Source organism: Microcella humidisoli (assembly GCF_024362325.1).
Taxonomy (GTDB): domain Bacteria; phylum Actinomycetota; class Actinomycetes; order Actinomycetales; family Microbacteriaceae; genus Microcella; species Microcella humidisoli.
On sequence record NZ_CP101497.1, the window covers coordinates 608083 to 619976 of the forward strand.

9 protein-coding genes and 1 riboswitch are annotated in these 11894 nt (G+C 70.0%); of the genes, 5 read left to right on the top strand and 4 right to left on the bottom strand.

Annotation, left to right across the window (positions count from 1 at the left end; all coding sequences use genetic code 11):
• Positions 1–33: 33 nt before the first annotated feature.
• Genes NNL39_RS02880 through NNL39_RS02890 form a run of 3 tightly spaced genes read left to right on the top strand, consistent with a single transcriptional unit; the run spans position 34 to position 2698 of the window.
• Positions 34–882 (top strand): exodeoxyribonuclease III, encoded by an 849-nt coding sequence (locus NNL39_RS02880; RefSeq protein WP_255160205.1) that lies wholly within the window; start codon positions 34–36, stop codon positions 880–882.
• Positions 883–917: 35 nt separating this feature from the next.
• A complete protein-coding gene (trpS, locus tag NNL39_RS02885) occupies positions 918–1922 on the top strand; it encodes a tryptophan--tRNA ligase (protein WP_255160206.1) in 1005 nt (334 codons plus the stop codon).
• On the top strand, positions 1919–2698 hold the full coding sequence (locus NNL39_RS02890) for an HAD family hydrolase (protein WP_255160207.1): 780 nt from the start codon (positions 1919–1921) through the stop codon (positions 2696–2698). The genes trpS and NNL39_RS02890 overlap by 4 nt, the downstream gene beginning before the upstream one ends.
• Before the next feature lie 166 nt (positions 2699–2864).
• Here the strand turns inward: NNL39_RS02890 and NNL39_RS02895 are convergent, their stop codons facing one another.
• The 4 genes from NNL39_RS02895 to NNL39_RS02910 form a co-directional block, all read right to left on the bottom strand.
• Positions 2865–3512, bottom strand: a complete 648-nt coding sequence (locus tag NNL39_RS02895; RefSeq protein ID WP_255160208.1) for an endonuclease domain-containing protein — start codon at positions 3510–3512, stop codon at positions 2865–2867.
• A 460-nt stretch (positions 3513–3972) separates the two neighbouring features.
• Positions 3973–5490: a glycerol kinase GlpK gene (glpK, locus tag NNL39_RS02900; RefSeq protein WP_255160209.1), complete on the bottom strand. Its 1518-nt coding sequence runs from the start codon at positions 5488–5490 to the stop codon at positions 3973–3975.
• Positions 5487–7256, bottom strand: a complete 1770-nt coding sequence (locus NNL39_RS02905; RefSeq protein ID WP_255160210.1) for a glycerol-3-phosphate dehydrogenase/oxidase — start codon at positions 7254–7256, stop codon at positions 5487–5489. Before NNL39_RS02905 ends, glpK begins: the two co-directional genes overlap by 4 nt.
• Positions 7257–7383: 127 nt before the next feature.
• A complete protein-coding gene (locus NNL39_RS02910) occupies positions 7384–8394 on the bottom strand; it encodes a sugar-binding transcriptional regulator (protein ID WP_255160211.1) in 1011 nt (336 codons plus the stop codon).
• Between the two features lie 283 nt (positions 8395–8677).
• Here NNL39_RS02910 and NNL39_RS02915 point away from each other — a divergent pair, with 283 nt between their 5' ends.
• Positions 8678–10516, top strand: a complete 1839-nt coding sequence (locus NNL39_RS02915; protein ID WP_255160212.1) for a dienelactone hydrolase family protein — start codon at positions 8678–8680, stop codon at positions 10514–10516.
• Positions 10517–10641: 125 nt separating this feature from the next.
• Positions 10642–10774, top strand: a riboswitch (FMN riboswitch).
• A gap of 63 nt (positions 10775–10837) precedes the next feature.
• A complete protein-coding gene (ribD, locus tag NNL39_RS02920) occupies positions 10838–11893 on the top strand; it encodes a bifunctional diaminohydroxyphosphoribosylaminopyrimidine deaminase/5-amino-6-(5-phosphoribosylamino)uracil reductase RibD (protein WP_255160213.1) in 1056 nt (351 codons plus the stop codon).
• Position 11894: the final 1 nt, after the last annotated feature.

Here is an 11894-nt window from a genome sequence, read left to right on the forward strand (position 1 = left end):
CCGCGCGTCAGTCGCGGCTCCTAGAATCGGGGCATGCCCACGCCCATCCGCATCGCCTCCGTCAACGTCAACGGCATCCGCGCCTCGTACCGCAAGGGCATGGGCGACTGGCTCGCGAGCCGCGATGTCGACGTGCTCGCGATGCAGGAGGTGCGGGCATCCACCGATGACGTCACGGGGCTGCTCGGGCCGGAGTGGACCGTGCTGCACGACGCCGCGACCGCGAAGGGCCGCGCGGGTGTCGCGATCGCCGCGCGCCGCGAGTTCGCCGCCCATCGTGTCGCGCTCGGCCCCGACGACTTCGACTCGGCCGGGCGCTGGCTCGAGGCCGACCTCGACATCGACGGCACGACGCTCACGGTCGTCAGCTGCTACGTGCACTCGGGCGAGGTAGACACCCCCAAGCAGGTCGAGAAGTACAAGTTCTTGGAGGCGATGACCGAGCGGCTGCCCCTGCTCGCCGCCCACTCCCCGTACGCGCTCGTCGTCGGCGACCTCAACGTCGGCCACCGCGAGCTCGACATCAAGAACTGGAAGGGCAACCGCAAGAACGCGGGCTTCCTGCTCGAAGAGCGCGCCTACTTCGACCGCTTCTTCGGGCCGCTGGATGCTGACGTGGAGTGCGTCGACGGCGTCACCCGCCCCGGCCTCGGGTGGGTCGACGTCGGCCGCGTGCACGCCGGAGAGGTGCCCGGCCCCTACACCTGGTGGTCGCAGCGCGGGCAGGCCTTCGACACCGACACCGGCTGGCGCATCGACTACCACGTGGCGACGCCCGCCCTCGCGGCGACCGTGCAGAGCTATGCCGTCGACCGCGCGCCCTCGTGGGACACCCGGTGGAGCGACCACGCACCCGTGGTCGTGGACTACGAGTTGCCCTGAACTTCGGCGCGAGCATCCACTGGAAGAATGAGGGCATGAGTCTTCCGCGCCTGTTCTCGGGCATGCAGCCCTCCGCCGCCAGCCTGCACCTCGGCAACTACGCCGGAGCCCTGCTGCAGTGGCGCGACATGCAGGCGACCCACGACGCCGTGTTCTGCGTCGTCGACCTGCACGCCATCACGGTGCCGCAAGACCCGGCCGCGCTGCGCGAGCAGACCCGCCGCACGGCCGCGCAGTACATCGCCGCGGGCATCGACCCCGAGCACTCGACACTGTTCGTGCAGTCGCACGTGAGCGCGCACGCGCAGCTCGCCTGGGTGCTCAACACGATCACGGGCTTCGGCGAGGCCAGCCGCATGACGCAGTTCAAGGACAAGTCGGCGAAGGGCGGCGCCGACCTCGCGTCGGTCGGGCTCTTCACCTACCCGATTCTGCAGGCGGCCGACATCCTGCTCTACGACGCCGTCGTGGTGCCCGTCGGGGAGGACCAGCGGCAGCACATCGAGCTGACGCGCGACCTCGCCGCGCGCTTCAACGCGCGCTTCGGCAACACGCTCGTCGTGCCCGAGGTGCGCATCCTGAAAGAGACCGCGAAGATCTACGACCTGCAGAACCCGGGGTCGAAGATGTCGAAGTCGGGCGAGAGCCCGGCGGGCATCCTGTGGCTCATGGACGAGCCGTCGGTGCTCACCAAGAAGGTCAAGTCGGCGGTAACCGACTCGTCGGGCGTCGTCGCCTACGACCCCGCCGAGAAGCCGGGGGTCTCGAACCTGCTGTCGATCCTGTCGCTGCTGACCGGTCAGAGCATGGATGCTCTCGTCGCGTCATTCGACGGCCTCCAGTACGGCGCGCTCAAGACGGCGGTCGCCGAGGCCGTGGTCGAGGCGTTCGAGCCGATCCGCACCCGCACCCTCGAACTGCTCGACGACCCGGCCGAGCTCGACCGGCTGCTCGCGATCAACGCAGATCGGGCATCCGTCATCGCGGATGCGACGCTCGCACGCGTGTACGACGCGCTCGGGTTCCTGCCGCGCGCGTGAGCGGCGCCGCTATCGAGGTCGTGCTGTTCGACCTCGACGACACCCTCATGGCGCACACCCGCGCCGTGCAAGAAGCGATCGCGCTCGCGCAGTCGACCGCAGGCGGGGCGTTCGCGGCCGACGACACCGCCGCCGTGCAACGGCGCTGGGCCGGACTCGAAGAGCGGCACTACACGCGCTACCTCACCGGCGAGCTCACCTACCTCGGCCAGCGCGTCGCGCGGGCGCGCGACCTGCTCGCGCCCTACGGCATCGAGGTCAGCGACGATGAGGCGCTCGCCTGGTTCGAGCGATACCTCGTCGGCTACCGCGACGCCTGGCGGCTCTTCGACGACGTGCTCCCTGCCCTCGACGTACTCGACGGCTACCGCGTGGGCATCATCACCAACGGTGACCTCGCCTTTCAGATCGACAAACTGCAGCGCATCGACCTCTGGCACCGCCTCGACCTCACGGCCGTCCGCGCCGAGGGCTCGATCGACGAGCCCGCCCGGCAGGGCCGCGTCATCGCCTCGGGCGAGATGGGTGTGACCAAGCCCGACGCGGCGATCTTCCACGCCGCGGCCCGCGCGTTCGACGTCGCGCCCGCGCGGTGCGCCTACGTGGGCGACCGGGTGCGCACCGACGCCGTCGGGGCGCACGACGCCGGGATGCTCGGCATCTGGCTCGACCGCGGCCGCGATCGCAACCCGCTGACCGACCACGCCGAGGGCGCCCTGCCCGCGGGCGTGCCGAGCATCCCGAGCCTGCTCGCCCTGCCGGCCCTGCTCGCCTAGCCCGCCTCCCCACCGCCCGCTGGTTCGCGGTGCGAGGTTCGCGGTTCAGGAAGAGCGCGAGCCCACGACGTAGAGCGACAGCGACACACCGCGTACGCGGCTCACGACACCGATCTTCCTGAACCGCGCGCAGATCGGCGAGCACGATTGGCCTCGGTGCGACGGCTCAGTACAGTGCGCCCTCGCCGCGGGCAGTGGCGAGCGCGGCCAGAACGGCGCGCAGAATGCCGTCGTGGTCGTAGAGCGCCTGCAGATAGTTCACCCTGACCACGATGGCCCCGCGCGCCGTGAGTTCGAGATCACGGGTGTAATCGCGCCGCTGCTGCTCGGGCTTCGCGTGCCACTGGTCGCTGTCCACCTCCACGACCACCCGACCGCCGACGAGGAGGTCGACGATTCCGACCCCGGGAAACGCTGCTTGCGTTCTCACCTCCAGACCAGCCCGTCGAAGCACCGTCCGCACAATCGACTCCGTTCCCGATTGCGCGGCAGGGTCGAGATGCTGCAGGATGCTCCGCCGATCGCGAGCGATCCACGACTCGATCGTTCCGAGGTCGCCGTTGTCGATCCGACCGGTGTGAAGGGCAGAATCGAGCACGGCGATCGCGATGTGCACGGGCTGGCAGTCGATCACCTGAGCGAGCGCGTCGAGCAGCGCGACGGCCCCGCGCGGCCGATCGATCGCCGCGTGCAGGTCCGACCAGTGACGAACATGATCGTGCTCCTCGGCGATCATCCCGCGCTGCACCGGGGGGCGCCGAAGCCGGGAAGCGTTGCGACGAAGCCACACGTGGGGCACGGCATCGGCGGGCATCCAGAGTCCGTGCAGTCGGGTCGCTGAAATGCACGCCGCAAGGCCCCCGACTCTGAGCGCCGCGATGGTGTGAGGATCAGAGCCCGGAAGCGCAAAGTGTCCGACGCGCACGCGCTGGAGTTCACCTCGATGGACCGCGGCCGCGAGCGCTCGGGGCTCAACCCCGAGCTGACAAAGCTGACGGGTGCGGGCGCTGAAGTGCCCGAGAGTGGTGAAGGCGTCGACGGGGCGCATGCCCGGCAGGATGCCCGCCCGGGCTCGTCACCGCGTGCACCCCTCCCACTCCGGGGGAGGAGCTGGCCCGACGGTCGTGTGGTGACGAGCATCCTGTTGCCCGTTCAGGAAGCTCGCGTGGTCAGCGCCGAAATCAGACCCGACACGCCGTCGAGCGGCGGCTCGAGCGGGTCCTTCCTGAACCGCGAACACAGTGGCGCGCGGAGGCTCGGAGACGCGAGCCGAGCTACGCGGAGGTGTCGTCGTCGACCCAGTCGAGGGTGCGGGTGACCGCCTTCTTCCAGACGCGCAGGCGACGCTCGCGCTCGACCTCGTCCATGGCGGGCAGCCAGCGGCGGTCTTCGTGCCAGAGCGCGGTCAGTTCCTCACGCGATGACCAGAAGCCGACGGCGAGCCCGGCCGCGTAGGCCGCCCCGAGCGCGGTCGTCTCGATGATCTTCGGCCGCACGACGGGGATGCCGAGGATGTCGGCCTGGAACTGCATGAGCAGCTCGTTGCCCGTCATGCCGCCGTCGACGCGCAGCTCGGCGATAGGCACGGGCACCTCGCTGTCGGCGGCGTCGAGCACCTCACGCGTCTGGAACGCCGTCGACTCGAGGGCAGCGCGGGCCAGATGCGCGCGCGTGATGAACCGGGTGAGTCCGACGATCGCGCCGCGAGCATCCGGTCGCCAGTAGGGGGCGAAGAGGCCGCTGAAGGCCGGCACGATGTAGGCGCCCCCGGTGTCGGGCACCGAGGCCGCGAGCGTCTCGACCTCGCCCGACGAGGAGATGAGCCCGAGGTTGTCGCGCAGCCACTGCACGAGCGAGCCCGTCACGGCGACCGAACCCTCGAGGGCGTAGCGCGGGGCCTCGTCGCCCAGCCGGTAGGCGACCGTCGTGAGCAGCCCGTGCTGCGAGGCCACGATGTGCTCGCCCGTGTTGACGATGAGGAAGTTGCCCGTGCCGTAGGTGTTCTTCGACGCCCCGGCTTCGAAGGCGGCCTGCCCGAACGTGGCCGCCTGCTGATCGCCCAGGATGCCCGCCACGGGCACCTCGCGCAGCAGCGAGCCCGGGTAGGCGTGGCCGAAGACCTCGGCCGAGGAGCGGATCTCGGGCAGCATGGCCCGCGGCACGCCGAAGGCGGCGAGCAGCGCGTCGTCCCAGTCGAGCGTGCGGAGGTCCATGAGCAGCGTGCGCGAGGCGTTGGTCACGTCGGTGGCGTGCACGCCGCCGTTCACCCCGCCCGTGAGGTTCCAGAGCACCCAGGTGTCGATCGTGCCGAAGAGCAGCTCGCCGGCCTCGGCGCGGGCGCGGGCGCCGTCGACGTGATCGAGGATCCACGCGATCTTGGTGGCGCTGAAGTAGGTGGCGAGCGGAAGACCCGTCGTCTCGGCGAAGCGGCGCACACCGCCGTCAGCGGCGAGCGCGTCGACCAGGTCCTGGGTGCGGGTGTCTTGCCAGACGATGGCGTTGTAGACCGGCTTCCCGGTGGAGCGGTCCCACACCACAGCGGTCTCGCGCTGGTTGGTAATGCCGATCGCGGCGACGTCGTGCCGCGTGAGGCCGGCCTTGCCGAGCGCCATGCCGATGACCTCTTGCGTGTTGTGCCAGATCTCCATGGGGTCGTGCTCGACCCAGCCCGCCTTCGGGAAGATCTGCTCGTGCGGGTGCTGCCCGACCGACACGATCGCGCCCGCGTGGTCGACGACGACCGCCCGCGTGCTCGTGGTGCCCTGGTCGATCGCGACGATGTGCGTGGTCATGCTCCACCCTTTCCGCGGCGCGACGCTGCGCCGGTCGTGTCTGCCGGCGTGAGATCGATCCCATGCCGGTCGGCGAGATACAGCCTGGCATCGTCGCGCTCCTGAGCGCGCCTGCCCGAATCCCAGCCGAGCGAGTCTCCGAGCAGCTCGGCGAGCTCGGCGAGCAGCGCCTCGGTGACGAGCCCGCGGAACGCGAGCGAGGTGCGCCGCAGCAGCACGTCGACGAGCCGGACGACCTGCTCGGTCTCGGCCAGGTGCGCGATCTCGGCGCGCGAATAGTCGGGTGCCGCGGCGAGGGGCGCATCCGGAACCGATTCGATGCGGCGGATGATCGCCTCAGCGCTCGTGCCGTAGCGCTCGAGCAGCTCGGCGGCGCGCTCAGCACCCACCGTCGCGCCGTGCTGGGAGAGCCATTCCGCGCGCGCCTCGGGCGTCGTCGGATAGCCCACGGCGCCGCCGATGAGCCGGCCGTCGGTGCTGACCGACCGCGAGCGGCCGAGCAGTGCGAGCACGCGCCCGCCGAGCTGCTCGCCCAGCGCGCGGAAGGTGGTCCACTTGCCGCCGACCAGGCTCAACACGGGAGTGCCAGCGACGGCACCCTCTTCGACGCGGTAGTCGCGGCTGATCTGCGCGTTCGACGCCGCGTCCTGTCGCGGCAGGGGGCGCACGCCCGAGAACCGGAAGACGATGTGCGAGCGATCGACGGGGATGCTCGGGAAGACGTACTTCACGACGTCGAAGAAGTAGTCGACCTCCTCCTCGGTGCACCGGATCGGCTCGGCCATGTCGTGCGCGATGTCGGTCGTGCCGATGAGCACGCGGCCCTTGAGCGGGTAGATGAGCACGATGCGGCCGTCGGTGAACTCGAAGAAGATCTCGCGGCCGTTGCAGGCGGCGAGCAGCTCGGGGTGATCGACGACGATGTGCGAGCCCTTCGTGCCGCCCATGAACTGCGAGGGCGCTCCGAGCGCGTCGTTCGTCAGGTCGGTCCACGGGCCGGAGGCGTTGACGACGACGCGCGGGCGCATCGAGAACTCCTCGCGCGTGATCGCGTCGCGCAGCAGCACCGCGCCCTCGGCGTCCATGCCGGCCGCTTCGACATAGTTGGATGCGCGCGCACGGTCGCCCACGGCGACGCCGTCCATCAGCACGTCGAGCGCGAGCCGCTCGGGGTCGTGCATCGAGGCGTCGTAGTAGGTCGCCGTCCACTTGACGTCGCCGCGCAGCGCGGGCAGGAGGGCGCGCGAGGCCGTGGCGCCGCGGAACTGGTGCCGCGGCACGCGCCCGCCGTCGCGCGAGAAGATGTCGTAGATCGTGAGCCCGACCTTGATGATCAGGGCGCCGCGCTCTTTCTTGCCGCGCGTCTTCACGCCGATGAACTTCAGCGGCGCCGAGAGCAGGCTCGAGAAGGTCGAGAAGATGGGGATGGTCGTCGGCAGCGGCCGCACGTAGTGGGGGGCGAGGCGCAGCAGGGCGTTGCGCTCGTGCACCGACTCCTGCACGAGCCGGAACTCGCCGTTCTCGAGGTAGCGGATGCCGCCGTGGATCATGTGCGATGAGCCCGAGGAGGCACCCGCGACGTAGTCGTCGCGGTCGACGAGCACGACGTCGACGCCGTTGAGCGCGAGATCGCGGAACGTCGCGATGCCGTTGATGCCGGCGCCGATGATGAGCACATCGCACTCGGGCCGGGCGCGCAGCGCCTCGACGGTGGCGCGGGCGGCGGACGAGGAGGGGCGGGAAGCCGATGCGGAGCGGGGGGTCATCGTCGGTGGAACCGTTCTGTGGGCGGGCGCTCGCGCGCGGTGGTGGTCTTCATCATGGCGGCGTGAGTACAAACTTGCCAGGCCCCTGCACAAACGTGCAGAGCGGGTCGAGCGCGGCGCGCGCGGGTCAGCGCAGCGCCCGCGGCGCCCCGGTGGCGCGGGTCTCGAGGGCGACCTCGCGCACGAGCGCGCTCGCCAGGCTCTCGTCGAGGATGAGGTCGGTGATGAGGCCGGCGGCGAGCGCGCCGCGAAGGCTCGGAAGCTTCTGCACTCCCGAGACGACGCAGATGCGGCGCGCCACCCGACGAAGCCGTTCCAGATTCGGTCCGGACGCCCGAGCATTGAGGTCGATGTCGGCGAAGGTGCCGTCGCCCCGGTAGAAGACCGTGGCGATGTCGCCGACGACCCCATCGGCGCTGAGGCTGCGGTAGTCCTCGGCGTCGAGGTAGCCGCCGATGTACACCTGGCTCGGCACTTCGGCGAACGGCGAACCCAGGCCGAACACCGCGACATCCATGCGCGACTGGATATCGAGGAGGCGCCGTGTGCTGCGCTCGCGCCAGAGGCCCTCTTTCGTGCGCGGATCGTCGAAGAAGGCCGGCACCGGGAACTGCTGCACCTGCGCCGAGAAGGCCTCGCCGAAGCGATGCAGGATCTCACTCGCGTAGTCGATGCCCGTGGTCTGCGTGTTGCCCGCACCGTTCATCTGCACGATGGTCGAGTTGTGCGTCGGCTTCTTGACCAGGTGCCGGCTGATGGCCCCGAGCGTCGAGCCCCAGGCGACTCCGACGACCATGTTCGAGTCGACGAATCGGCCCAGCAGTCGGCCCGCCGTCATCGCCACCCGCTCAAGACGATCGATGTCGCTGATCGACTCGGGCATCGGCACCACGTACGCGACCACGCGGTGCCGCGTGTGGATGGTGTGCTCCAGCTTGAGGCCGCGGTCGAAGGGAGAGCGGATCTGAATGTCGACGAGTCCCGACTCCCGCGCGAAGCTCAGCAGGCGCGACACCGAGGAACGCGAGGTCGACAGCTCGCTCGCGATCGCCCCCATCGTGAGGTCTTGCATGTAGTACATCTGCGCAGCCGTCAGGGCCGCGACGATCTTCGCGTTCTCCGGATTGCTCTCGCTCATCGATGCCTTCCGCGTGGTGAGTATTCGTGCAGGCCGCCTGGACGGGGGTGCGCCTTCTCACCGTATGTCACGCCCGAGATCATCGGGCCCGCCCGGGCGGCACCGTGCACATGTGTGCAGATTGCTCAGAATGCGCCCCGCGGGCATTCATGTGACCAATAGTCTGCGGGCGGCGGGGACGACCATCCCCACCTCGCCACGACCGCATCACCACCCCCGCGGCGCACGCGTGCCCGCACACGTTCACAACAAGGGAGTTTGAACTGCAATGAGATCCGCTCTGATGAAACGCAACGGGTTCTGGCTCGTCATCGCCCTGATCCTCGCCCTCGTCTCCGCCATCGGCGCATCGCTCGTGCAGACGAGCGCCGGCGCCGTCACGGTCAAGGACCTCAAGTGGGAGACCGCGAGCGGCCGCATGATGAACGCCCTGCTGTTCACGCCCGAGACGGCCACGGCCGACTCGCCGGCCCCCGCGATCGTGGTCAGCCACGGCTGGTGGAACAACCGCGAAATGCAGTCGGCGAACTACGTCGAGCTCGCGCGCCGCGGCTATGTCGTGCTCTCGATCGACATGTACGGCCACGGCAACTCCGACCCGCTGCCCGCCGATGAGCTCATGGTGGGCGGCACGGGCATGTACGACGCCGTGCTGCTCATGGCCGACCTGCCCTACGTCGACGCCGACAAGATCGGCATCACCGGCCACTCGAACGGTGCCCGCGCCGCGAACTTCTCGATCCCGCTCGACGATGCGGCGGCCGAGCAGCTCATCGCCTCGGTGCTGCTGGTCGACTACGACCCGATCTACACCGACGCCGAGGGTGCGTACGTCAACGCCTACGGCACGCGCGACGTCGGGCTGATCCAGGCCCAGTACGACGAGTTCTTCTTCCGCAGCTACAGCCCCGAGGGCGTGCCGCTCACGGCGCCGCGCGACTACCTCGGCACGCCGAACGCCCAGTCGTTCCTGCACTTCGGTGCAGCGCCCGACGACATCGCCGGTGAGGTGCGCGAGCAGGGCACGGTCTACACCGAGTCGATCGACGGCACCGAGGCGATGCGCGTGATCTACTCGCTGCCGCAGACGCACCCGTGGACGACGATCTCGAGCACCGCGGTCGGGCACCTCGTCGACTTCTTCGACGAGTCGCTCGGCGCCCCGGAGCCCATCGACTCGGGCAACCAGCTGTGGCAGCTGAAGGAGTTCTTCACCGCCCTCGGCCTCATCGCCTTCGGAATCCTGCTGGTCACCGTGCCGCGCGCCCTGCTCGGCACGCCCGCGTTCCGCGCACTCGCGACGCCGGCGGCGCCCGCGGTCGCGCTCAGCGGGCGCATCCCGGCCATCTGGTTCTGGGGCGGGATGCTCGTCTCGGCGCTGATCTCGGGTGTCAGCTACATCTGGCTGAGCCAGCAGGCGCCCGTGCTCGGGATCACCTTCAACGCCGTGCCGTCGATCGTGCCGCAGGGTTCGGTGTTCTTCATCGCGCTCTGGGCAGCCATCAACGGCCTCGCGGCGATGATGATCATGGCCGGCGCCTACCTGGCGTTCGCGAAGAAGGGCGGCATGAGCCTGCGTGACTCGGGCGTGCTGCCCGGCTGGCGCGCGTTCTTCCACGGCATCGGGCTCGCGCTCACCACCGTGGTCGCTGTCTACGCGGTCGTGTTCGTGCTCGACTTCCTCTTCAAGACCGACTTCCGCCTCTGGGTGATCGGCGTGAAGTGGTTCTCGGTCGACAAGATCGGGCTTGCGCTGTTCGTGCTGCCGCTGTTCCTGATCTACTTCGTGGCCAACTCGGTGGCGATCAACGCCTTCAACCGGTTCACGATCGCCGGGCGCGAGTGGGTCAACACCGCGGTGCTCGCGGCGGCGAACTCGCTCGCCCCGCTCGTGCTCGTGATCGCGCAGTACTCGGTGTTCGCCGTGTCGGGCGAGCTGATCCCCGGGTTCGGCGGCATCTTCAGCATCTGGCTGTTCCCGGTCATCGTGATCCTCGCGGTCACGGCGATCGTGTCGCGCAAGCTCTACCGCGCGACCGGAAACCCCTACATCGCGGGCTTCCTGAACGCCGCGATCGTGGCGCTGGTGTCGGTGTCGAACTCGCTGGTGATCACCTACTAGCGACCATCGCACGACCCTCACGAACGGCCCTCGCGCTCCTCGCGCGGGGGCCGTTCGTGCGCGTCATTCCCAGCAAACGATCGGGAATACTCCAGGCCCGCGGCGGTTGACTACTCTGATAGCAGTACGTGTTCCGGGGTCGGTGAAAATCCGAGCCGGCGGTGAAAGCCCGCGACCCGTGATCGAGGCGACTCGAGAGCGGTTGAACCGGTGGAAATCCGGTGCCGACGGTGAAAGTCCGGATGGGAGGAACACGCGAGCGGCAGCCTGCCGTTCGCGCGCGCGACCCCGGATGCGTCCCGATCTCACTGAGGACCCCGGATGACCCGCACCGCCGCATCACACGCTGACGAGGCACTCGTCGCGGCGATGCGGCGCGCCCTCAGCCTGGCGACGCACGGCCCCGCTGTCGGCGAGAACCCGCAGGTCGGCTGCGTGCTGCTCGACGCCACCGGCACCGTCGTCGCCGAGGGCTGGCACCGCGGCGCGGGCACCGATCACGCCGAGGTCGATGCCCTGTCTCACGTGGCCGGCGCGGCAGGCCTCACGGCCGTCGTCACGCTCGAGCCCTGCAACCACACGGGCCGCACCGGCCCCTGCGCGCAGGCCCTCATCGATGCCGGGGTCGCGCGCGTCGTGTACGCGCTCGATGACCCCAACCCGATCGCGGGCGGCGGCGCCGACCGGTTGCGCGCCGCGGGCGTCGAGGTGATCGGTGGTGTGCTGGCCGACGAGGCCGCTGAGCTGCTGCGGCCGTGGCTCACGAGCGTGCGGCTCGGCCGCCCCTTCGTCACCGTCAAGTGGGCCTCGAGCCTCGACGGCCGGGCCGCCGCCGCCGACGGCACGAGCCAGTGGATCACCGGCACCGCGGCCCGCCAGCGCGTGCACGAGCAGCGCGCGATGCACGACGCGATCGCCGTCGGCACCGGCACGGTGCTCGCCGACGACCCCACCCTCACGGCGCGGGGCGACGGTGGCGAGCTGCTGCCCCACCAGCCGATCCCCGTCGTGTTCGGCGAGACCGCGGTGCCCGTGGATGCCCGCCTGCGCCAGCACCCTGCCGGACTCATCGAGCTCGGCCATCGCGACCTCGGCGCGGCGCTCGCCGACCTGCATGAGCGCGGCATCCGACGTCTGTATGTGGAAGGCGGGCCGACGCTCGCCAGCGCGTTCCTGCGCGCCGGGCTGGCCGACGAGGTGCTGGTGTACCTCGCGCCGCTGCTCATCGGCGGTCCGCGGGTGGCCCTCGACGATCTCGGGGTGACCACGATGAGCGAGGTGCACCGGTTGAGCATCCACCGAATTGAGACCCTCGGCGACGACCTGCTGGTCGTGGCCCGCCCGCGCGACACCCCCACCCCTGCGATGAAGGACTGAC

Bases quoted from the DNA above. Each gene is read 5' to 3' on its own strand.
- NNL39_RS02880 (WP_255160205.1), top strand. From the start codon at position 34: ATGCCCACGCCCATCCGCATCGCCTCCGTCAACGTCAACGGCATCCGC.
- trpS (WP_255160206.1), top strand. From the start codon at position 918: ATGAGTCTTCCGCGCCTGTTCTCGGGCATGCAGCCCTCCGCCGCCAGC.
- NNL39_RS02895 (WP_255160208.1), bottom strand. From the start codon at position 3,512: ATGCCCGCCGATGCCGTGCCCCACGTGTGGCTTCGTCGCAACGCTTCC.
- glpK (WP_255160209.1), bottom strand. From the start codon at position 5,490: ATGACCACGCACATCGTCGCGATCGACCAGGGCACCACGAGCACGCGG.
- NNL39_RS02905 (WP_255160210.1), bottom strand. From the start codon at position 7,256: ATGACCCCCCGCTCCGCATCGGCTTCCCGCCCCTCCTCGTCCGCCGCC.
- NNL39_RS02910 (WP_255160211.1), bottom strand. From the start codon at position 8,394: ATGAGCGAGAGCAATCCGGAGAACGCGAAGATCGTCGCGGCCCTGACG.
- NNL39_RS02915 (WP_255160212.1), top strand. From the start codon at position 8,678: ATGAAACGCAACGGGTTCTGGCTCGTCATCGCCCTGATCCTCGCCCTC.
- ribD (WP_255160213.1), top strand. From the start codon at position 10,838: ATGACCCGCACCGCCGCATCACACGCTGACGAGGCACTCGTCGCGGCG.